Below are 20,390 nucleotides of genomic sequence, written 5' to 3'. Positions count from 1 at the left end.
TGATCACCTTTTCCCTATTCGATTTGCTCAAACGTACGGTAATGATCCGTTGTTTTATAGATTAATCCATCATTGGAATATAAAATCCGATCACTCCCCCGCGTTCCTCCCGAATAATTAATGTCTGCTTCGTACCAAGTTCTTCCTTTTTTCTTGGGCAACAGCCCTTCTCGATTTTGAAATACGTCACCGCCAATGCTTTTGCCTGGAGCCACTTTTTCCAAATTACCTTTACTAGGCTCCCATCCTAATTCTCTAGCTTCTTTCTTGGTTATATAATTTTCCGGAAGTTCATTATGCTCCGAAATATACTTGGCTACTTCATCAAATTGCGTTAGAGCTGCATTCTCTTGAGATGAGCCATTTAATGAAACCGTTTCGAGTGAGCAGCCTGTAAACAGGATGGTCGCCAGAATAAAAAGCAAAGCACCTAACCATTTTTTTACAACCATTGATTTTGATCTCCTTCTGAAAAATTAGCATCCTCCCTATCATAACATGTTCCTTTCGTCTACTCCTCTTTATATTCGTTTCTCGCACTTTCAGCCATGCCAACAGAAAAAGGTTGGAACAGGGATATCCCCGCTCCAACCTTTATTATGATTGCATTCTTACGGCTCAATCCCCCACGCCAGTTGACCATTGATATACCCGGTAACCTGTTCATGGTTTGCGAACTGAGTACTGGACGCCTTAAACGAGTAATCGTTAGCCTGGTTGTAATTGGACCAGTTATTTTTGGAGAACCGTGCTTGAATTTCAGCGCTTTGTCCGGCATTAAGCGTTCCGGCAGAACTCGTAAAACCAACTTCCAAATAATAATCCGCTCCCGCAACCGGCGTTGCCAATTTAACGAATTTGCTGGTTACATTTGCACTCCCGATACTGGCCCAGTCAGACCAGAAACTCTGCGCTTCTTCCCCGTCAATTGTATAGTAATACCGGAGCTTTACATCACTTAATTGAATCGCAGAATTACCGGTATTGACCACTTTGAATTTAGGTGAGATTCCGTTGGTGGACGCACTTGTATTACCGTTAAAAGCTTGAATTGTCAAATCCCCAGAGGGTGCAGTAACACTGCTGTCCGCGACGTTGACTGTAAGAACTGCGTTATTTCCTCCGTTAAAATGAAACGTTATCGTATTTTGGCTTAGCGGCAGCGTGGAAAGGTAAGATTTGCGCAGAACGATGGCAGCGCTTGATGCCGTATAATCCTGGCCCGATACAAGTGTATAATTTCCATTCGTTATGCTTGTAAGCTGTTTTCCGTTTAAGGTAAGAGTCAAGGAAACATCCTGCGCTAGATTCGCTGCTTTATCAAATGCTGCATTCACGGGCGAAATTACAGCACTTGTGCTTGGTGTTGAATCAACAATTTTAACTTTTAATACAGGATCTTGCCCTTGATTAAAATCAAAAACGATGGAATGTTCGCCAACTGGCAATCCGGCCAAAAATTCTTTTTTCAGCAGCAACGTACTTCCGCTTAACGTGTAATCCTGATTTGCAGTCAATGCAGAGGTACCTATCCGTAGACCGGTTAACGTATTACCGTTAAAGTTCACGGTTATGGCCTTGTCGCTTAGATTGGGCGTGTGTTTGTCAAACTCAACGGTTGTAGGTGTGAGAGACGCGTTTGATGTTGGATTGTTAACCTTCAAATTAGGCAGTTCATCCAGCGTAATGACATAATCACTTTGATAAAGCGTTTTCAGAGTTGCCGGATAATTAAAGGCTGAACTCATGAGATGCTCGCCATACCACGGGCAGAAGTAGAGCCATCCCGATTTTTCCTCTGTCAGATTCTGTACACTTGGGACGGTATCGTTCTCCGTCATGGCCACCATTTTCTTGCCGTCCGTTAGATCAACCAGTTGATAGAAGATCGAGGTAATGGCATCCTCATTTGGTACGCCGGACAAACCGTCATTGCGGTTATAGATCGTATTGTATTTATCATAACCGACAATATCTACCTGATCGTCACCAGGGTACCATGCGGGAGAAGTGTTATACACGTAGCTGTTGTAAGTCCAAATCAAGTTGTGCAAACCGTATGTCTCTGTAAGTTCAGTGTAGAGCATATCCCACAGTTGTTTGTACACATCTGCACCTGCGGAAGCCCACCAGAACCAGGCGCCTTCCCCATTCAACCCACCATTGCCCTCCGCCTCATGATAAGGACGGAAAAGAACGGGCACATTGTTATCTTGGAGAATCAGCAGTTGTTCCGCCAGATCATCAATCGTACTCATTACGTATTGATATTCTTTCGTACCAGGAATTACGGCGTTGGCTGTATTAAAATTCGTTTCTGTTGGTTTATAAGTGGCCTCTTTCCAATCCACATGATCCCCAAGCTGGTAGGTCGTGAAATTTCGGGGCACATTGATATGCCAGGAAGCTGTCGCAATTCCATCCCGATTATTCACCCATTCGATCATTCGATCAGTTGTACCGTCTTCCCATCCGTAGAGCGGATTATAGTTCATAAAATCAAATCCACGGATAGCCGGATACTTCCCGGTTAAATTATGAATCCAATCAAACTCCAACTCCGTATCGCCATCATTTCCACCTCCGTAAATCTCCTGCTGGCCAGAGATAATATGATTGCCATAAACCTCCGTTAAATAATTCATCAGAAGTTGTGTTTCCGGTGTGGCTTGGGAATCAGTAAGGACAGGTTGAACATCCAGGGGATCAAGATTGGCATAGTCCACAGTGAAGGTGTCGAAATAAGCGAAGCCCCAACCAGCCTTCAATTGAATCGTGTTGCTTCCCTGATTCAGCTTCTGATAACCAAAATTGAAATCAGACCATATTGTTGTGTATGGCAGCATATACGAGCCCTTGGTAACGCCATTAACGGATAAATATTGAAGTCGGCCGTCAGCACTTAGCTCCTGCATGTATCGGGTGGAAATTGCATACATGCCTGTTTCGGGGACAGTCACAGTGAAGGTTATCGTGCCGGAATTCTGCATCCAGACAAATCCACTTCCAGAAAATCCGGGCTTGGGTTGTCCGTAAATTTCTGTCGTCACTTGAAGATTGGAGGAAAGTAAAGCGTTTTCGCTTTCGATCGTGAAAAGTGGTGATTCTGCGTGAACGGGTACTGTCATCAATCCAAGAAGCAGAATCAATGCCAGCATTAATACGCCTGTCTTTTTGAGCAAAATCTTCATCATCATCTTCCTTCCCATTATAAAATATGATAAAGAATGATCCCTCTGTTCACTCATGATGGCGCTTTCATTGTAAACATAGCATATGTATCAATTTTTGCAAATATCTGGACGAAAAAATCTTTAATTGGGCAAATAGGGTTCCTTCAGTAGCTATATTCCACTGTAGGAGCGTTCATATATCCTCAATAAAAAGTACTCTCACCTGGATAAAATCTTGTAACGACAAAAAAGCCGCAATTTTGCGGCTTTCAATATGTTCATCCATTCATTTTCGGACGTAACTTAATCTTCTTATTGTGCGGTGTATCCACCATCCACGATTAGACTATTTCCTGTCATATAGGATGAATCGTCGCTAGCTAGGAACAGTACGGCTTTGGCCATTTCATCTGCTTGACCGAGCCGCTTCATTGGTGTTGCCGAAGAAAGAGCCTGTTTGCTCTCTTCTGGAATAATCGGTGTATCAATGAAGCCTGGGCAAAGTGCGTTCACCCGAATATTTTTCTCAGCATACTCCAGCGCGAGCGAACGAGTCAGATTCACGACGCCACCTTTTGCTGCATTGTAGGCTGCAGAACCAGGTGAACCAACCCATCCGTACATGGAAGCCGTGTTGACGATAGTCCCACCGCCAATTTTGAGCATTTCTCGGATCGATTCACGTGCGACCAAGAATACGCCGTCCAGATCCACATTCACCGTATTGCGCCATTCAGCATAGTCAAGCTCATGCGAAGGGTGAACACGCCCGATTCCTGCATTGTTAAATACGATATCCACTTTACCGAAAACCTCTACGGTTTTTTTGAAAATCTCGGCAACCTCTTGTTCACTCGTGATGTTCGCTTTAATAAACAGAGCGTCAGCTTTAAGCGCTTTCAGTTCTTGCTCAAACGCCTTACCTTTTTCTTCATTCAGGTCCACCAAAACCACTTTGGCTCCTTCTGAAACGAATAAGCGTGCTGTCGCTGCGCCGATTCCGGATGCCCCTCCCGTGATAACTGCCACTTTGTCTTGAAGTTTGCCCATGACTAAATCCTCCAGTATACTATTTTGAATAGCACCTATTCGCATATGTGCTATATGACGTTTACAAATATAATTGTATGCTTAAAATTGTAACAATCCAATCATTAAGATACGATGATATGTCTACTACATAGACACTTGGTGAAACAATGTCTATTTTCATAGGAGTTTTTATGTATGAATGATGAACAAATTTTGAAATCTCAACAGCGCAATCGAACAGAAGAGCATCTAAAAAGCGCTCTGATTCAACTCATTAAGAAAAAAGGTTATCATGCCATCTCTGTCAAAGACATCGTTGATCAGGCAGGTTATAATCGCAGTACTTTTTACTTACACTACCAAGATAAATTCGTGATCGCCGAAGAATTGTTGAATACGAAGCTCGAAGGTCTGAGACTCGCCGTAGGCAAGCCATATTCACATGGTCAAAAGGTCTACACCAACAAGCTTAATTTTGAATCCTTTCAAATCATCGATTATATCTATGAAAACCGAGACTTCTTCGAACTGATTCGATATGATGATACGTTACCTGGTCTGCATACAGGTTTTCCTCAGACCATCCTGAAAATCTATGAGGAGCAGTTTATCTTCGAGACGATCAACGATTCCCCTGTTAACATGGAGTATTTTAAGTACTATACGGCTTACGGCTTTTTTGGAATATTGAACAATTGGATATTAAGCGATTTTCGCGAATCACGTGATATGTTTATCAAGAACGTGATCGAACTATCCAAAACACATATTCATTCTTTTCATTATGTAGGGGACAAGTTGGATTGATTGTACCGATGAACTTTTAGTTTAAGGGGATTCGGATAAATTAAAACAAAAATAGCCGCTAAAGTAGCGACTTTATATGGTTATATGTGCGGCAGTTGTGGTGACGACTGCCCGCAAATTTCACAGGCAGTCATTAATTTAAATCGTAGTATGTTTCTCATCATATTCGCTTGATAATTGTTTAAGCGATTTGATTTTACCATGAGGATGCTGTTCTTGCTTTCGTGACTTCCAAGCAGCTTCCTGCCTTTTCTTCTGGCGAGCCATAAAAGATCTCCTCCTCTGGAAAATTAGAGTTATACTACTTCTTTATGATGTCATTTATGGATTATTTTCATTCAAGGTCAGCAATAGATTTATTGTTAGTTGTACCAACAGATTAGTTAAATTTCATTTAGAGACAAAGACGGGGAATCTTATCCTCCATTCTTTGTCTTTTTTTCTCTTTTTTTATGGACTTTATTAGGTAATTAAATTCTCAATCAACCCTATAAATAAATTTGCCTCTTGAGTAAATTTGCACAATGGGCAAATTAAAGTTATGATAATTCCGAGTAAATGCTAAGGAGTTGAGTGAATACCAAATGAAAACAATCTACTATCGAGAGAGTTATTTTCTCCAGAAGCATGCATGTGGAGGTGTACGCATCTGATGGCCAAGCAGACCCTGCGACATTTAAAAAAAGAAGCCACTGAAAAAGCGCTAGCGACTACAGCATTTGAACTAGCACTTGAACATGGGTTGGACGGTTTTGTTGTCGAAGATATCGTGCAAAAAGCTGGTTATTCCAGAAGAACTTTCGCAAACTATTTCACTTGCAAGGAAGAAGCAGTAGCCATGGGAGCTACTTCAGTTAATAACACTAGTGAGTTTGAACAATTGCTCACCAGAATTCCATCAGATGCCTCCTTGCTTGATGTTCTGTATCAACTTATCCAGATGCAACTTACAACAGATCTTATTGGAAGGTTGCGTGAACTTCTGTTGCTATCCCAAAAATATCCTGTTCTCGAACCGCATTTCCTTGGAGTAGTACACCAAATGCAGACGACTGCTCAAGAGACATTATTAGACTTATCAAACGGGAAAAATGACGAGGTATATACTTATCTACTTATAAACGCAGTCTACGGAACCATTCTTCCATTAATTGACGGAAGGCTTAATGTGCTGTTACCAGGACAAAACATAAGTGACCCCCAAAGAACAGGGGCTGTATCGTTCGATGAGTTTTTAGAAAACATGTTTGGTCATTTGCGCAAAGGATTCTAATACGGTAGCAATCCATATTCACCATAGAGGGAGTGTAAAATAGAAATATGTCTACATTATTATATAGAGTGGGGAAAACCGCTTTTCGCAAACCGGGGTACTTTATACTGGGTTGGATTTTAATTTTAGGAATTGTCGTCTCGATGATCAGTGTGAATGGTGTGCATATCAGTTCCGAAATGAAGATTGAAGGCACAGAATCTCAAAAAGTTCTGGACCAGTTAGCCAAAGAATTACCTGCGGCCTCAGGCGGTCAAGGGAGTGTTGTGTTTGAAGCACCTCCAAACGAGCGTCTAGATACGCCAGAACGATTGGCAGCGATCACAAAGGGTGTTAATGATGTTTACGGGATAAAAGATGTGATTAACCCAGCTGATTATGCTGCTGAAGCCAGCGGCGCAACTGCTGAGATGGCTCAGGCTGCCAGTACGGATCAGTCTGCAACAGTGGCTGCTCCCTCCTATGGTCCTCTGATGGTGGATGGTGTTCCAGTGCCTGGTGTCCTTCTGTCTCCAGACGGCAGAATTGCTTTATTCCAATTCCAGTTTACCATTGAGCAGTCTGCTATCACGCAGGATGTTTTTGACTCCGTTATAGATTCCATCATGACTGTTGAGAAAGGAACCCATATTACTGTCCTACCAGGCGAAACACTAAAAACCGTATCCATTGGTGTAGGATCCGCTGAAATCGTTGGACTTGTCATTGCAGCGGTTGTTTTGCTGGCCACACTTGGATCCGTTGTAGCGGCAGGACTGCCTCTTGTAACTGCACTTCTTGGTGTCGGCATCGGAGTGGGCGGAGCATTCTCCATTTCGAAATTCATTGAAATGCCTAGTGTCACTTCGGTTTTGGCTCTTATGGTCGGACTAGCAGTTGGAATCGATTACGCTCTATTCATTGTAAATCGTCAACGCCGAATGATTATCGATCAACGTCTGAGTGCACAAGAGGCTGCTGCCAGAGCTATTGGTACATCGGGCAGTGCTGTATTTTTTGCAGGTTTGACGGTTATCGTAGCTCTATGCGGTATGCTAGTAATCGGTCTTACGTTCTTATCAACGATGGCGTTGGTAGCTGCTGCAACCGTACTCATCAACGTATTTGTTGCCTTAACCCTTTTACCGGCTCTGCTCGGGTTGGTGGGTGAGCGTATCTGTTCGCCTAAAGCTCGTGAGAAAAGTGCTAAGTCTAACAAAGCGGGTGGTCGTGGCGTAGCTGACAGATGGATTAAATTCGTTATCAAATATCGTTGGGCCACAATTGTCGCCATTATCGTACTTCTTGGTGTCGCAGCAATTCCGATTACGAAAATGGAGATGGGCATTCCTGGAGCTGCCTCAGCGAATCTGGACACGGCTGCAAGACAAAGTTATGATGCAATATCTGAAGGATTTGGAGAAGGCTTTAACGGACCACTTATTCTGGTCGCTGAGCCCAAGGATTCTTCAACGCCGGTCTCTCCAGAACTCTTAGGTAATCTTGTGAAAGAGCTTCAAAGTCAAAAGAATGTTGCGCAGGTTTCACCTTTAGGTATGACTGAGGATATGGCTATTTTTAGTCTGATTCCTGAAACTGGCCCTAACGATAAAACAACTAAAAATCTGGTAAATGATTTACGTTCTTCTGAGTCGAGTATTGCACAGACGTATGACGTTAAACTTGGAGTTACCGGATTCACTGCCGTAAATATCGATATGTCGACTAAGCTGGCAGAGGTATTCCCTATATATGTAGGAATTATTATTCTGTTGTCCCTTATCATTCTACTCTTGGTATTTCGTTCAATTATCGTTCCTATCAAAGCAACCATCGGTTTTCTTCTTAGTATTCTTGCTACGTTCGGAATCACGACAGCTGTGTTTCAGTGGGGCTGGCTCCACTCTCTCTTCGGCTTCGATACAGGTGGTCCGCTGCTAAGCTTTATGCCGATCATTGTCACGGGTATCCTTTATGGGCTCGCAATGGATTATCAGGTTTTCCTTGTCAGCTCCATGCGGGAATCGTATGTACATGGTCATCGTGGGACTGAATCCGTCGTTCACGGGTACAAACAGGTGAGTCGTGTCGTAGTAGGAGCCGCTGTAATTATGGTTTCTGTTTTTGCAGGGTTTATTTTCACGGATGATGTCATGATCAAACAAATTGGTTTTACGTTAGCTGTAGGAATCTTGATCGATGCTTTCATTATTCGAATGGGATTGGTCCCAGCCATCATGGCTATTTTCGGTAATAAAGCGTGGGCACTTCCGAAATGGCTGGACCGTATTCTGCCGAACCTTGATGTCGAAGGCGAGAAACTGATTGCTTCACTCAATGCAAAAGATAACGAACATCACAAGTCTTGATGTGGCATGGTATTTTGATTTGAATTCATTTGGATGAAAAATAAGAAACAGCGACCACGTTCTGGTTACTGTTTCTTATTTTTTTGTCATATTTCTTTAGCTTAATGGATCTGGAGTCCCGCTCCCAACATGATGGAAGGTTAGTTCCTGAAGTGCTACCTCTTGGTCACTTTCGGTGATTTCAACAATAACACCCCGGATTTTGATCAAAGGGATACGAATAATTGCCTTATGACCTATATGCTGCCCTTCATAAATGGTCACAGGGCGTCTTGACTTTTGAGTAATGATGTCAATCTTGAAGCTTCGTATATTTTCACCAGCTGTAAGATCCTCTTGGATGATAACGTGGTCGAGCAACTGGGGTACCTCAGTCTCGTAAACCCACGATTTTTCAATTCTTCTGCATTGCTCAATTGTTGCAAATGGACGTTCGAAACGGCGAATTTCCGATCCGAATTCCAACAGTCTCTCTACGTCTTTCTGCGGAAGCAGACCGTTGCGATCCGGTCCAATATTCAGGAGCAGGTTTGCACCCCGGCCAACGGAATGATAATAAATGCCCATAAGTTCTTCCGTACTTTTCAGGGTAAGTTCATTGCTATCGCTATAAAACCAATCTCCCCTAATTTGGACGTCACATTCCGCTGGCAGCCATAGGTGTTCAACCAATTGCTCTTTCTTCTCCGTCAAAATTGAAAACTCCGTTGAGTCCACTTCATTCCAGCATGGAATAGGTGCAATACCATCCTCGTTCCCAACCCACCGAAAGTCGGGGTCACCCATATTAAAAATTAAAATATGAGGTTGCAAGCGGCGAATTTCATCAATAATACGTTTCCAATCATATGAATGTCCCTCAGAGCCACAACCGTCAAACCACAGAATATCGATGTCACCATATTGCGTGAGCAACTCTGTGATTTGATTGACGAAATAATCGTCGTAGGCCTTCGCATCTTGGGTGTAATAGTCAGCTGAACCATCATACGGTGAATAGTACAAGCCAGGTTTCATATCATATTTTCGGCAAGCATCAACAAATTCGCGTACGACATCCCCTTGCCCATACTTCCACTGAGAAGCCGCCACACTAAATCGACTATAGTCGGAAGGCCAATTGGAAAAGCCGTCATGGTGCTTCGCAGTTAAAACAGCATAGTTCATTCCGGCTTCTTTGGCCGACCGGATCCACTGCTCACAGTCTAAGTCAACAGGATTGAAAGCAGCCGGATCCATCTGCCTTTCATCGAAATCGACATATCCTTCATAAAAGGTGCGAAGTCCGAAATGAAGAAATAATCCAAATTCCCATTTTTGAAAAGCAAGTTGTTTGGCTGATGGCGTTAATTTTTGAACAAGATTCATATGATCACACCTTTCTCATCCCATTGTTTAATACAGCTGTTCTTCTGTTGGTCCGTTCTCAATCTCATATAATCGATCGTAGTCCTCGATATTAAAACTGTATAACTGCATGGCCGTTTTGCCAGAGGAGGGAGCAAGCTCTTTCGGATGATCGAATCGAAATACTCGCTGGAGAATCTTTTCAACCTGCTCTTCCTGTCCATTCTGCTTTGCTATCTGCATATATTCGTAATCGCGGATGCCTCGCTGCAGCCACTTATAACGCAGTGAAAACAGCGGTTTGCCCCTTTTTCCCGGGTAAACGAAATTCGTATCCCCAGCCTTCCAAATCAAAGGACGATAGGAAAGCCTCTCCAGAGGTTTGTCTGGCCACACGGTATAATTCCACCGTAGAAAGCCATCCAATTTCAGCTTTTCTGCGAGCCAAGGGATCACCCGAGACTCAATTGACGGCGAACTGAGGAACGTATTGGGTTTCTCCGGTGAGCAGCAAACGTAAAACGTAAATGTCCCCTTCACTTCTTTTCTTAACTGCTCTAGCTGTTCATACTCTTCTGCAGCACAGTCAAGGACAGGCACATAATCAACGATTCCTTTGATATGTTTACGAATAAACTCGGTATGATTGATTGCTGCTTTATAGCGGAATGATGGCGCCATCTCGCGTAAGCATGCTAAACTTTCCTCAAATAAGCTGATATCAGCCGGTTCATCAGCAACAACGCGAACGCGCTCAATCCACTTTTTCGAGATAAAATGCTGCTCTAATGCCACGATATAAGCGCTAAGATCTGATTTATTCCGGATAAACTTATAGCTCCCGGTTTCTTCATCATAATAGCGGACGCGGATGGCATCGGGGTAATCGTCCACAACTCCCCCGAACCCTTCGTCCTCATGCTTCCAAATATTGATCAAGCCGAATACTTCTATTTCTTGGTATATTCCGTGCTTCGCACCTATCTCAACATACCGATCCAAGTGCGTAAAATCATAGTCAAATCGACCATCGCTCCCTCTCACAATTTGAACGATACTGTATTCATTCAAGTCGGATGGCTCAGCATCGATAAATGATCGTTGTCCGCTCCATGGCTCCTCTGAAACAACAAGCGTCAACGCCTTTTGGCCGAGCTGAGACAAGCTGTGAAGATACGAATCAAGAAGCATGAAATGTTCATCGGACCAATAGGAAACATCATATTTTCTTGCAATATTACAGTTATGCTGCCACAAGTCCAAAACGAAAGTATAATTTTGAGGCTCTGGCAGCATTTTTTCACTGATCGTTAAACGAAACGTCAGTTCTTTCTCCAAAACCTCATCCTCGAACATCGTATGCGTGTAGAATTTCAGCTTGCCTTCATATTGACCGCTTACAACGGAATCATCGGCATGAAGCTCCACCCACAAAGGTTGAATCTGACGCTTCCTAAGCCATTGGTAGGGTTCATCCAACAGAACATCTGAAGTCATAACGCGATTATCATCCTCTATCAACCCGATAAGCTGAAGATCGATCTTGCAGGGAGCATCCGTTTCCACCTCGCAGCGCACGATTTTGATCGGCCCGCCCTTCCATAACAATGCATCCCGGTTAATCGTAACGAGCATATCCTCTTGATCTGAGCTGACCAATGCCTGGAAGGCGGCGCTGTCATTTTTACAGCAACGAAGTTCCAAGTGTTTCACCTGCGTGTCTTCACGTCCCTGATTCCACCAATTGGACGACCACATATACTTATAGAACATGTTTTGCAAACCACAGTTCACTTTAATCTGCACCTCCGAGCCTAATCTGAAATCCCATAATTCCGCCTCCAGTTCAGTCTAGAAGGTGGAATTAGGTAGGGATTTTCGAATTATTTCGTATCAATTGCCTTCTGGTAAATTTCTATATACTGACCAAGCTGCAGGCCATCCATACCTTTTACGTAAGAATCCCATTCTTTCTCGATGTCCTTGCTGCCTGTAATGAACTGAGCCATGTTCGACTTGACGTAATCTCGGATTGATGTTTTCAGTTGAGCCGCAACCTGAGTGTCTTCCAATGCTATGAATACGCTGGACGGATAATTCTCCTTCGATTGGAACGGCTCATATTTGGCTGATTCACGCTTCAGACGAACCTCGTACGCGCCTTCAGCAAGCGGATCCTGCAGAGCTGCCCATGAGTCGCGATATTGGTATGTGCGGAGCGACGGTCCAAGCTGATCCCAGCGGTCGTTATACGTAATTTTGGTTTCACCATTAGAAATAATTGCATAAGTTGCCGGTTTGCCGTCCATACCCAGCTCGCCATCCTCCGCTTTGCGCCATCCTTCGCCTTCAGGACCGCGCTCTTGATTCACAATGGCTTCTTCTGTATATAAGTAGTCGGCCAAACGGATTGCGGCGATTTTCTGTTCATCGGTCGCTTTGTTCGTAATGGCCATCTGCGATACACTTACTCCCGCAAAGTACCCAGCTTGCTGCACACCGTTCGGTCCTTTAAGGGGAGGCACGGTGACATACTCTTTATGACGCGGGTGTTTGTCATCGGGGCTGTGGGCGTAACTGATTAGAGCGGTTGTAATGCTGCCAATCACATTCGCGTCTTGACGGTTGCCCAACTGCTGGATGGCATCGGAGTTTTGTGTGAATGATGCTGGATCGATCAGGCCTTCCGTATAGAGCTTTTTCAGGTACAATAATCCCTGCTTCCATTCTTCCTTATTGGCGACAAAATCCACTTTGCCGTCCTTAACCTGGAGAAAAGTCCCGTTGTCTTTGTCCACCTGATCGTCGATGATGAACGAATTCATCAAGAAGGAAGCGACGTTGCCTGCCCACATGTCGTCAGCGCCGGTAAGCGGGATTTCGTCTTTTATCCCGTTACCGTTCGGATCATTTTCTTTAAAAGCTTTTAGCACTTCATAAAACTCATCCGTTGTTGACGGCATTTTCAACCCAAGCTTATCCAGCCAGGACTGATTGATCCAAAGCTTCTGTGCATAGTTGCAGTGATAGCACTCGTTCACTTGCGGAAGTGCATAAATGTTGCCGTCCGGTGAAGTGATAGAGCTTTCCAGGTACGGCAGTTCAGCCATTGCTTTTTTGAAGTTAGGCGCATATTTATCAATCAAGTCGTTCAGTGGAATAAACACACCCTCTTTGCCGTACTTCATCTGCTCTTCTTTGGTTAAGCTCCCATGCAAAATCACTTCAGGATAATCACCGCTTGCCAGCATCAATTGTTTGCGGTCGTTTAGCGCTTTTTCGGGTACGAGATCCCATTTTATTTGAATATTCGTCTTGTCCTGGAGGTATTTCGTGAATGTATTGGTTTCCATATTCTCTATGACGGCATACTGCGGAGCAAACATTTTGATCGTCATGGGCGTATTGACAATCGGATATTCTCCAACGGGCGTAAACACGTCGCTTGCTTCCGGTGCACTGGCAGAAGGTGTATTCGTAGTTGTACTCGAATCCCCGCTACAGGCGCTCAAGACGAGCGATAAACAGAGTACAGCTCCGAGGACGCAAGAGAATGACTTTTTCCATGTTTTCATAGTTATGACCCCTCCCATTTATCGAACATAAATTTCAATTACGGAAGCATTCTATCTGGTCTTCAACCCCTCACCTCCTTAAATGCTGGTTGAGCTACCTGCCCGTCACTATCCTTTTAATGAACCGATCATGACACCTTTAACAAAGTGCTTCTGCACGAACGGATAAATGATCAGGACAGGTGCGCTTGCGACAACGATAAGCGAATATTTAAGCAAGTCCTTCAATCCTTGCTGCGCCAACATCTGATCAACATTGGTCACCATGGTCGGATCTATCGAGTTCAGAATAAGAATGTTACGCAACACGATCTGTAACGGGAACAAATCTGGAGATTTCAGGAAAATCAATGCATCGAAGTAAGCATTCCAGTGGCCCACAGCATACATCAACGTCAGCACAGCCAAAATGGGTTTGGAGAGCGGAATTACCATACTGGTAATGAACCGGATGTCACTACAGCCATCGAGTTCGGCAGCTTCCGCAATTTCCTCGGGAATCGTGGTCTGAAAAAAGGTCCGAGCGACAATCACTTGAAACACCGCCATGGCTCCTGGCAAAATCATCGCCCAACGTGTGTCGAGGATATGAAGGTTTTTTACTACGAGATATAAGGGGATAAGCCCTCCTTCGAACATCATCGTTATGACTAGAAGGACCATGATGAAATTACGGCCGTAGAACGTTTTTCTGGCGAGCGGATAAGCAAGCATAACAGTCAAAGCAACGTTGACTGCTGTACCTACGACAGTATAATAGAGCGAGTTCAAGTAACCGAAAACGATTTGTGGATTTCGAAACACCGCTTTATAGCCTTCCAGCGTAAAGTCGACGGGCAACAGCCACACCTTGCCGGATACGACGGCTTGCGGTGAGCTAAACGATGATGAAATAATAAAGATGAGCGGAAAAAGGACGACAATCGTCACTACGATCAAAAAAGCATAGACACCGAGCAGAAACAAACGGTCACCATACGATTCCCGAATCCTTGACGCTTTGAACATATTTGTTCCTCCTTTCTGCTGATTTGCTGTTACCATAAACTCGAATTGGATAACTTCTTGGCAATGTAGTTAACGCTCACAAGAAGAATCAGATTGATGATCGAGTTGAAGAAACCGATTGCAGTCGAAAAGCTGAAGCTGGAGCTGAGCAGTCCCACCTTATACACATAGGTAGAAATGACCTCAGAAGTGCTGATGTTTAGGGGATTTTGCATCAAATATACTTTTTCGAAGCCAACCTTCATGAAATTCCCTAAATTCAATATGAGCAGAATGACGGATACAGGAATAAGGCTCGGTAAGTCAATATTGAAAATTTTCTGCATCCGGGACGCACCATCCACTTTTGCCGATTCATACAGTTCAGGGTTGACTCCTGCCAATGCTGCAATGTAGATAATGGCACCATAACCTGAAAATTGCCATACATCCGACCAGACATAAATCGATTTGAACAAGCTGGGAATTCCCATGAAATTTGTATTTTCAATCCCGAGTAGTTGTGTGAACTTGCTAATAATCCCAACACTTGGCGACAAAGTTACGATGAGAATAGAAACCATGATAACGGTTGAAATAAAGTAAGGCGCGTAGGTGATCATTTGTACACTGCTTTTGAAAAAACCGTTACGAATTTCATTTAATGCCAGTGCCAATAGAATCGGAGCAGGAAAACCAACAAGCAAACCGTACATATTAATGCCAAGCGTGTTCTTCAAATACAGCCAAAAGTTTGGTGATTCAAAAAATTGTTCGAAATATTTCAGTCCGACCCATGGGCTACCCCAAATACCTTGGATGACGTTGTACTCTTTGAAAGCAATGACAACGCCAGACATAGGTATATACTTGAAAATGGCCAAATACAGCAACGGCAGAAATACGACCAAGTATAACTGCCAGTGACGCTTCATTTTTTTCCCAATGAAGCGTAATGATGATGTGCTGTCAGGCAATGCCGGTTCATGTGGCTGGCCTTGCATTGAAGTTTCGGGTTTCCTGATTCTCTTTTGCATGCTTGACATATGCTCCTTCTCCTTTCGTTCGATCTAATTGTTCACGCTTACATTCTATATAGTAAAGTAGGATAACGAGGTGCAGCAAGAAACAATAATCGTTAACTTAACCGTCTTCGCATGGCCTGAAAATGCGCAGCAGCTCCGGTGTTTAGCCGGAGCTGCTGCATGAAATACATTATGAAACTGCTGGGTAAGCAGGCGTAGCAAACCATTTTCAACCAGTTAACCAAATTCAACCGATCTGTCTGCGCGCTGCTTCTTCGCGGAATTCGCTTGGGGAGTAGCCCACCACTTTCTTAAACACACGGCTGAATGAGATCGCACTTGTATAACCTACCTTCTCAGCTACCTCCTGCATGGAACCTTGCGTTTCCGTGAGCAAGCGCTTTGCGGCCTGCAGGCGAATGTCAATCAAGAAGTCGACGAATTTCTGTCCGGTCTCTTCCCTGAACAGCTTGCTTACATATTTTCCATTAATGTTAAAGATTGAACTGAGATATTCAAGCGACATGTTCGGATTCGCATACTCCTCTTCGATCATTTTCCGCATATCTCGAATGGTAGCTGCATGTAGACGCCTGTTTTGCGCTTCCTTCAAGTCTGTGAAAAAGCTGTTCAACACGGTCAAAGATTCTTCCCGCATTTGCTCGAGTGAATGGCACTCATCTATGATTTTACTGAGCCTCGGTAACCCGTCTCGCATCCATATTTCTTGGACCTCTTTTGTCATCCCGGAGATTTCCAATCCCAAATAGTAAATTAAATAATTCATCAGATTTGTAATTTCATCTTTCGTTAACAACCCTAGCTTCATTTCATTCATGAGCTTATCGTACTTCGTCTTCCATTCGTCCTCAAGAAGTCTGAACGACTGGATGATGGATCGAATTAGATTTAATTGTGAGAACACCTCAACCTGACCGTGATTTGCGATGTGTTCGCTAGTAATGAGCCTGTTTTCTCCTAGCACTATTTTATATTTAAGCGCCCTGAGTGCCTCTTTATAAGAATTTGCGACGCTTGAAAGCTCTGTAACCTGCTCACCGATACCTACCGTTACCGTAAATTTCAGATTTTCCTGCACCCACACACGAACGCTCTCGAAAAGTTTGTGTGTTATGGAAGTACTTGCTTCCTCCTCACTGTCCACAAATACCATGACGCTTAGCTGAAATGCCGAAGTCCACTCGGACCAAAGCGCAAGCCCATATTTTGGAGCAAGCTCCTGAATAACACTGCGTAGCGCGAATTTGAGAAGGTTTTGGTCTCTGCGGGAGTATTGGCAGCAAAAATCACTGTATTTATCCATTTCGATCACAAGTACGACTTGTTTATTAAACGTGTATGGAAGCTGAAGACTGTTTGTTTCTCCTATCCATTCCTCATGGGTTAAACCCATGTCACCTTCAATGAGTTGGTGGAACAAGTACCTTTTTCGCAGATGCAGATCTTCATCGTGCTTTTGCTGATACTGATTCGATTGTTCAATAATATTGGACAAGGCCGATTCGATGAAGGAAAATTCATCTCCCAACTCCTTGGACAAAGGGAGACGGTAACCGCGGATTCGCGCCACAATCTGTTCCAGCGGTCTTGAATTGCGTCTGGTAACATAGAGCAGCCATACAAAACCACCCCCGATCGTCACGATACCGATGATAAACCAGACATTATATAATGAAGAGATCACATGGAACAACTTTCCATTTATAAGTCCGCTTTGGTAGGACCATCCGGTATAGCTGGATACATAATTGGAGAAAATCTTTGATTGTTCTTTAGAATGCAAGTCACTAAACAAATCGTTTCCCGCGGCGTCCCGAATTCCGATAAAGCTTGTTTTTGAATCGTATAGGTCAGCAATACTGTTCTGCAACGAATCAGTTGCCACATTGACGACGATCATGCCTTTCTTGCTTGTAATAAATGGCGCTCCCCGTACCAAACTAACGACAGGCTTACTCCCTTTTGTAGAAAACTGCTCGAAGCTTCTTATGCCCGACCATTGCTTGGATGCGAGCGGATCCATAGCCTTTTTAATAAATGGCTCATCCCTGTAGTTGCTAAGTTGATCACTTGTCGCATTACTGAGCACGAAATTGTCTTCATAACGCACAAAATAGATTGAATCAATCATGGGGTAATAGGATATCATATCCTGCATTTTTTTAACTGCGCTTATGTTGATGAAAATGTTATTCTTCTCTTCATTATTGAAGAAATCAATCAACTGCTTATTATTTATGGTTTCCGACATTATCATATTGTCTATCGCCTTCAGGGAAGTATCGATCAGACGCATCGCCTGTAATGATAGCATTTTGTTGGCGTTAAGTGCCTCCTTACGGCTTTGTTCGCTTAATATCTGAAAAAAAACAAAAAACGTAAACGTGATCACGACAATAAAAATCGGCATATAAGAAAACAGCAATCGATTAAATAACGTTTTCCTCATATCCAGCCCCCAATTTTTTAAACGGAATGATATATATTTACATAGTGTACACGCTTACATCTGAATACGTCCATACAAACGGTAAGTCCACCTCTCAACAATATGTAGAAGAATTGCCTCTTTATTTAGCCATACAAAAATGCACCCCCTAGAATTTCATCGGCTAAACCCAGGGGTTTAATCCAATGTCCATTCTAAGGGGTGCACTTCACTCAGCAGTAAGAGTCATTCTCTTAACTGTCTAACTGGAAGGGGATGGCTGACCTTCTTTACCCTCCCGAACCGGTAGGGTTCACACTCACTAAGATGCGGTCGATATCTGGGGCATAACCCGTCGGCTGTGAGAACAGCAACGTATTGGCCCCCGCCTGCAGATGTACTGTCGTCTCCTGAGAAGCCACTGTTGTCCAAGCGCCGGAACTTGGGAAGTTGAGCGATGTACCAGCCGCTCCATTCACACTTAATATGGCAGAGCGGCTCGCTTCACCATTCAAGTACTGGATCGTCAATTTGTAGTTGCCTGCTGACGGCACTGTTACACTATTGAACTTCAGCGTTCCGCTACCGTTGCCTAGATAACCCACCTTTGCCCCACCTGAGCAAGTCGTGCAGTTCGCAATGACCGCTGAACCTGCTAACGTGTTTCCTGCTGCCTCTGCCTCATAGGCGCTAACACCGGAATTCGGAGGTGTGACTGGCGTCACGGGCGGATCAGCCAGTAAAGTAGAAGTTGTAGCACTCGCAGAAACGTGGAAACCGGACAGTGTTAGCCAGCCATCTCGGTTCGCGTCCTGACGCGTGTTCGCAAAACGAATGGTCTTGCCGCCGGTGAGTGGATTGACAATCCGCATGACTAACCTGTAATCCCCTGCGGGAAGGTTGTGATTCGCACTATATGAGAAGGAATAGTCCGAGTCTCCAGGCAAGATGCTTTTCAGATTCCATGATTTCGTGCCAAGCGACTTAACCCATGTGTCGGAGGAATTCAGTACGCCGAACTCGACCTCCCAATTGTAGTAAAACGGAGCAACGCCCTTGTTCTGGAGTTTGACGTTGACTTGCAGTGAGGACGCCGATGAATCACTCAGCTGCACCGATGAATTGTACAGCGTATAACCAAGCATTTTATGAGCTCGCAGCGCATTAAGCTTAGCCGTCTCGTTAGGTAAAGAATTTTTGTACACACGATCGTACATTAGCCAAGAGGCGTGTGTCGTTTCGACTGAGGTCTGGAAGTCTTCACCATTTTGGTTGGGCCAGTGCTGCCAAAAACTCGTATCCTGCTGGAGGGGTGGATATAATTCGCCACCAATCGGATGAGTCTTCCAGATGTTCTGCAGGCTGTTTTGCGTAATCAAACTCCAGAACCCCCAGTCATTCGCGAACAACGTTTCGTACGAAAAAGAATCATCATGATAGCCGAAAGCGTTTTTCAAATCTGCTGTGCTCGCCGAATAAGGGTACCTGGCCAGTACCTGGGTCTTCTGGAATGCACCCTTGAATGCCGAAAGCAGCCCATCACGGTTACTCTGGTTCATCTCCCAATTCGTTGGGTCGGTATTGTAGGGCCATGTATGCCACTCTCCCCAAAATCCATATAATCCTGTCGTCAGGAAGCCAATCCGAGGATCACCATCGTAGCGGGCCCCAAGCGCGGTGACGAACTGTCGCAAAGCCTGATTCAAATTTGCGTCGTTCCAATCGGGGGCCAGACTGTGGGTGGATGTATCATGATTGCCGTTCTGATCATAATCCCGGGTCATAAGCCCGCCATTAATTAGAAACTGCGGAATACCGCTTGTACGTCCCGGATAGTCAACGTAGACGCGGAAAGCCGCCTGGTTGCCCCGACTAGCGATATCATTAAGATAGGCATCCAGCGGTGCCCAGTTGTATGTGTTCCAATCCGTCATCAGGTCACGAAGCGAAACGTAGAACCATTCCATGCTGTGCGGAAAACTGTTGTTCGGATCAACACTTTCCGAGGGAAGCTTGGAGAAGGGTAAAAAGCCCTTCAGTGGATTTAGTTCCAGCCCCGCTTTATTTGGATCATAGGTTTGGGCCTGCCATTCACCTGACGCATAGGCATGGTTGGGCTTGAAGTTTATAAACATTATCGAGCCAAGTATACAAAAGACGACCATCATCAATCCTAGCCTTGCAAGTCTTGCATTCGACATTGCATCGTTCACTCCTGTTCGCATGAGATTAACTATTAAATATGGCAACGATCTTGCTCGCCAGCCTTACTCACCCCCTCTCCAACTCGGAACTCCACGCATGAACGAGAACACACCTCGTTTCTACTTGATGCAAATAGCAGAGTAAACTTGGTGGTACGCTCAGTCCATTT

Annotated in this window: 14 protein-coding genes; 3 read left to right on the top strand and 11 right to left on the bottom strand. The window is 44.2% G+C overall.

Annotated elements, in window-relative coordinates:
• Positions 1-14: 14 nt before the first annotated feature.
• The 3 genes from G3352_RS23635 to G3352_RS23625 all read right to left on the bottom strand — a co-directional run bounded on the left by G3352_RS23635 (position 15) and on the right by G3352_RS23625 (position 4,223).
• Complete coding sequence (locus G3352_RS23635) at positions 15-452, bottom strand: ribonuclease (protein ID WP_163760591.1); 438 nt, start codon at positions 450-452, stop codon at positions 15-17.
• A 159-nt stretch (positions 453-611) separates the two neighbouring features.
• A complete protein-coding gene (locus tag G3352_RS23630) occupies positions 612-3,191 on the bottom strand; it encodes a glycosyl hydrolase (RefSeq protein WP_163760729.1) in 2,580 nt (859 codons plus the stop codon).
• 294 nt (positions 3,192-3,485) lie between these two features.
• A complete protein-coding gene (locus G3352_RS23625; RefSeq protein WP_163760589.1) occupies positions 3,486-4,223 on the bottom strand; it encodes an SDR family NAD(P)-dependent oxidoreductase in 738 nt (245 codons plus the stop codon).
• Between the two features lie 177 nt (positions 4,224-4,400).
• Between G3352_RS23625 and G3352_RS23620 the strand changes: the two genes are divergently transcribed.
• Positions 4,401-5,012, top strand: a complete 612-nt coding sequence (locus tag G3352_RS23620) for a TetR/AcrR family transcriptional regulator (protein WP_163760588.1) — start codon at positions 4,401-4,403, stop codon at positions 5,010-5,012.
• 138 nt (positions 5,013-5,150) lie between these two features.
• On the opposite strand, the gene G3352_RS31275 is transcribed toward G3352_RS23620, so the two are convergent.
• The gene (locus G3352_RS31275; RefSeq protein ID WP_240343196.1) at positions 5,151-5,279 is read right to left on the bottom strand and encodes a DUF6254 family protein; all 129 of its coding nucleotides are present in this window, start codon (positions 5,277-5,279) and stop codon (positions 5,151-5,153) included.
• Positions 5,280-5,664: 385 nt separating this feature from the next.
• Between G3352_RS31275 and G3352_RS23615 the strand changes: the two genes are divergently transcribed.
• Together G3352_RS23615 and G3352_RS23610 are read left to right on the top strand one after the other, a co-directional pair.
• Positions 5,665-6,285, top strand: coding sequence for a TetR/AcrR family transcriptional regulator (locus G3352_RS23615; protein WP_163760586.1), 621 nt, complete (start codon positions 5,665-5,667; stop codon positions 6,283-6,285).
• 47 nt (positions 6,286-6,332) lie between these two features.
• Entirely contained in the window at positions 6,333-8,633 is a 2,301-nt protein-coding gene (locus G3352_RS23610; protein WP_163760584.1) for an MMPL family transporter, read from the top strand.
• 96 nt (positions 8,634-8,729) lie between these two features.
• Here G3352_RS23610 and G3352_RS23605 read toward each other — a convergent pair whose 3' ends face one another.
• The 7 genes from G3352_RS23605 to G3352_RS23575 form a co-directional block, all read right to left on the bottom strand.
• A complete protein-coding gene (locus tag G3352_RS23605; protein WP_163760582.1) occupies positions 8,730-10,001 on the bottom strand; it encodes an alpha-L-fucosidase in 1,272 nt (423 codons plus the stop codon).
• A 27-nt stretch (positions 10,002-10,028) separates the two neighbouring features.
• Positions 10,029-11,753 carry a DUF4091 domain-containing protein gene (locus G3352_RS23600; protein ID WP_205525031.1) on the bottom strand — a complete coding sequence of 575 codons (1,725 nt, stop codon included), beginning with the start codon at positions 11,751-11,753 and terminating at the stop codon, positions 10,029-10,031.
• Positions 11,754-11,863: 110 nt separating this feature from the next.
• Positions 11,864-13,555 carry an ABC transporter substrate-binding protein gene (locus tag G3352_RS23595; RefSeq protein WP_205525030.1) on the bottom strand — a complete coding sequence of 564 codons (1,692 nt, stop codon included), beginning with the start codon at positions 13,553-13,555 and terminating at the stop codon, positions 11,864-11,866.
• Between the two features lie 108 nt (positions 13,556-13,663).
• Complete coding sequence (locus G3352_RS23590; RefSeq protein WP_163760580.1) at positions 13,664-14,563, bottom strand: carbohydrate ABC transporter permease; 900 nt, start codon at positions 14,561-14,563, stop codon at positions 13,664-13,666.
• A gap of 29 nt (positions 14,564-14,592) precedes the next feature.
• A complete protein-coding gene (locus G3352_RS23585; RefSeq protein WP_240343201.1) occupies positions 14,593-15,477 on the bottom strand; it encodes an ABC transporter permease in 885 nt (294 codons plus the stop codon).
• Positions 15,478-15,814: 337 nt separating this feature from the next.
• Positions 15,815-18,037, bottom strand: coding sequence for a helix-turn-helix domain-containing protein (locus G3352_RS23580; protein WP_163760578.1), 2,223 nt, complete (start codon positions 18,035-18,037; stop codon positions 15,815-15,817).
• Between the two features lie 269 nt (positions 18,038-18,306).
• Positions 18,307-20,151 (bottom strand): DUF4832 domain-containing protein, encoded by a 1,845-nt coding sequence (locus tag G3352_RS23575; RefSeq protein ID WP_205525029.1) that lies wholly within the window; start codon positions 20,149-20,151, stop codon positions 18,307-18,309.
• Between the last annotated feature and the right edge of the window lie 239 nt (positions 20,152-20,390).

This window comes from Paenibacillus sp. ALJ109b (genome assembly GCF_010747435.1).
In the GTDB taxonomy this organism is placed as follows: Bacteria; Bacillota; Bacilli; order Paenibacillales; family Paenibacillaceae; genus Paenibacillus; species Paenibacillus taichungensis.
Note: the sequence above shows the minus strand (reverse complement) of the source record. Positions and strands in the feature narration are given on the sequence as shown.

Coding starts and splice junctions, on each gene's coding strand:
- G3352_RS23635 (WP_163760591.1), bottom strand. CDS start 452: ATGGTTGTAAAAAAATGGTTAGGTGCTTTGCTTTTTATTCTGGCGACC.
- G3352_RS23630 (WP_163760729.1), bottom strand. CDS start 3,191: ATGAAGATTTTGCTCAAAAAGACAGGCGTATTAATGCTGGCATTGATT.
- G3352_RS23625 (WP_163760589.1), bottom strand. CDS start 4,223: ATGGGCAAACTTCAAGACAAAGTGGCAGTTATCACGGGAGGGGCATCC.
- G3352_RS23620 (WP_163760588.1), top strand. CDS start 4,401: ATGAATGATGAACAAATTTTGAAATCTCAACAGCGCAATCGAACAGAA.
- G3352_RS31275 (WP_240343196.1), bottom strand. CDS start 5,279: ATGGCTCGCCAGAAGAAAAGGCAGGAAGCTGCTTGGAAGTCACGAAAG.
- G3352_RS23615 (WP_163760586.1), top strand. CDS start 5,665: ATGGCCAAGCAGACCCTGCGACATTTAAAAAAAGAAGCCACTGAAAAA.
- G3352_RS23610 (WP_163760584.1), top strand. CDS start 6,333: ATGTCTACATTATTATATAGAGTGGGGAAAACCGCTTTTCGCAAACCG.
- G3352_RS23605 (WP_163760582.1), bottom strand. CDS start 10,001: ATGAATCTTGTTCAAAAATTAACGCCATCAGCCAAACAACTTGCTTTT.
- G3352_RS23600 (WP_205525031.1), bottom strand. CDS start 11,753: ATGTTCTATAAGTATATGTGGTCGTCCAATTGGTGGAATCAGGGACGT.
- G3352_RS23595 (WP_205525030.1), bottom strand. CDS start 13,555: ATGAAAACATGGAAAAAGTCATTCTCTTGCGTCCTCGGAGCTGTACTC.
- G3352_RS23590 (WP_163760580.1), bottom strand. CDS start 14,563: ATGTTCAAAGCGTCAAGGATTCGGGAATCGTATGGTGACCGTTTGTTT.
- G3352_RS23585 (WP_240343201.1), bottom strand. CDS start 15,477: ATGAAGCGTCACTGGCAGTTATACTTGGTCGTATTTCTGCCGTTGCTG.
- G3352_RS23580 (WP_163760578.1), bottom strand. CDS start 18,037: ATGAGGAAAACGTTATTTAATCGATTGCTGTTTTCTTATATGCCGATT.
- G3352_RS23575 (WP_205525029.1), bottom strand. CDS start 20,151: ATGTTTATAAACTTCAAGCCCAACCATGCCTATGCGTCAGGTGAATGG.